Genomic DNA, 1,853 nt, shown 5'->3' with positions numbered 1-1,853 from the left:
ACGGTCTGCGTTGTCGGGAAGATACGTGATCTGATCCTTCAACTCAGCAAAAGTTCGATTTATTCAACAAAGCCAAGGGTAAGTCAAAATAGGCGCTCAGGAATAAACCTTATGCAGTCAACTAAACTGCTGCGTGGTATTGTTTTTGTTCTATCATCACTGCTGGTTCTGATATATGTTTACTATACATTTGATTTTCTGACGTTGGCTTTCTGCCTTGCCAGTTGTATTGCCACTTATTTCATAACGCAAGATGTTCTTGTTATTTACAATGATGCAACACTAAACTCTAAATTTAATACGATAGCTAACGCCATTGGATTAATCATTAGCTTATGTATTAGATTTGTCATCTCACACTTTGAACTTCCGGTCATTTATCTTGCCATCCCTATAGTCACTACAACGTTAATTCCTTACTTTATTCGATTGTATTTCTTCAGAAAAACTGAGAGAAATAGGTCAGTAGAAAGTATAAAACTAGCTTGGGATGTCAGACGTAGATACATGAGGTATATGTTCTTTGCAGGACTGCCATTGGCAATTTCTGGTGTCTCAATAACTTTGTATACCAGATTATCACAGTTAGTACTCGCCAAGTATGGTTCTACCGCTGAGCTTGGCGTTTTTTCTGCCGCCAGTGTTTTGGCGTCATCTTGGACTTTTGTAACCTTGGCATTTATAACATCTTTCTTTAGTGAAATTTATAAAATAAAGGATGAGAGTGCTGCAATAAAGATAACGGCTAAACTAAATGGCCTCGTCATTGCCATTTGTATTATTGTAATTTTGGGTGTTGTGGTTGTAGGGAAACAAGTTGTTCTACTATTGTATGGTGATGCATATGCATCGGCATATCCTATTATGATTATTCTTTCAGTGGCGACCGCCTTTTCTGCTATGGGGCCCGTCGCACACAGGTATATTATTAAAGAATCAGGTTATCACTATTTGTCATATAAAACGGTTGTTGTTTTTCTGATAAATATCCCGCTTACCTTTATTTTAGTTCCGTCTTACGGGATTATGGGAGCAGCAATAACTTCGTTATTGACAGAGTTTATTTCTTTAACTTTTCTTAACTACTTTTTCAAAAAAGGAGTCATTGCAAAAATCCACTTATTGACTTTAGACCCGAGAGTCTATCTCTTTAAGAAATAATTGGCTAAATCTTGCTAGGCTACATCAATTGTAGGCATTCTAGACAAACTCATTATCACTATGATTTTGTCTAGAACCTCAAAATCTCACTATTTTCACTTCGTAACTGCTAGACCTCCCTCGTTGTCATACCTCGCTACAGTCAGGCTCTAGTATGCTGATTATGCTAGAGTTTCATGTGTTTCCACTCTGCTAGAAAACCATTCAAATAGAAATCGTTAGCAAGCAATAATTCCCGTATGTTTTTTTATTTTATGCTATTGAACTTATTATTTTGTCAATCTTGACAGCTAAACCTTCCTGCACTTAACTTAAATTGCAGTTTGTGTTTTTTACTTTTTAATTTATCGTCCATCATATTGAATGACTGGGGGTTTTTTATGGCTTCTTTAGCAGCTCAAGAAAGTATCGTAGCCCTTTACTATGCCACGTTAGGTGCCAAAGCGACGCATGCGTTCTTTGATGCGCAAGCGGGTAATCTTGAGAATGGATCTCTCACAACCAGCCAGTTTGTCGACTCGTTGCTGACATCAAGTGCTGGCTTGACCCTATATAATGGTAAATCTAACTCTGATATATTAACGTCAATATATACTAACGTTTATGGAAGCGCACCGGCTTTGTTGAATAAATCAGATTTCGGGTAAGTCTCCCCCGTAGCGGGTTGTGTTTTCAGGCAATACGCACGCTTT

Annotated in this window: 2 protein-coding genes; both read left to right on the top strand. The window is 37.7% G+C overall.

Annotated features, from left to right (window positions below):
- A partial coding sequence (locus AC2FCQ_RS24595) for an oligosaccharide flippase family protein (protein WP_490309163.1) occupies positions 1 to 1,161 on the top strand: 1,161 nt, incomplete at its 5' end.
- Between the two features lie 380 nt (positions 1,162 to 1,541).
- Positions 1,542 to 1,808, top strand: coding sequence for a hypothetical protein (locus tag AC2FCQ_RS24590; protein WP_490309164.1), 267 nt, complete (start codon positions 1,542 to 1,544; stop codon positions 1,806 to 1,808).
- Positions 1,809 to 1,853: the final 45 nt, after the last annotated feature.

The sequence above is a fragment of the Serratia sp. CoH_134_PS_4 genome, assembly GCF_058190535.1.
Note: the sequence above shows the minus strand (reverse complement) of the source record. Positions and strands in the feature narration are given on the sequence as shown.

What these genes read in the sequence shown, in the direction of transcription:
- AC2FCQ_RS24590 (WP_490309164.1), top strand. Translation starts at nt 1,542, where the DNA reads ATGGCTTCTTTAGCAGCTCAAGAAAGTATCGTAGCCCTTTACTATGCC.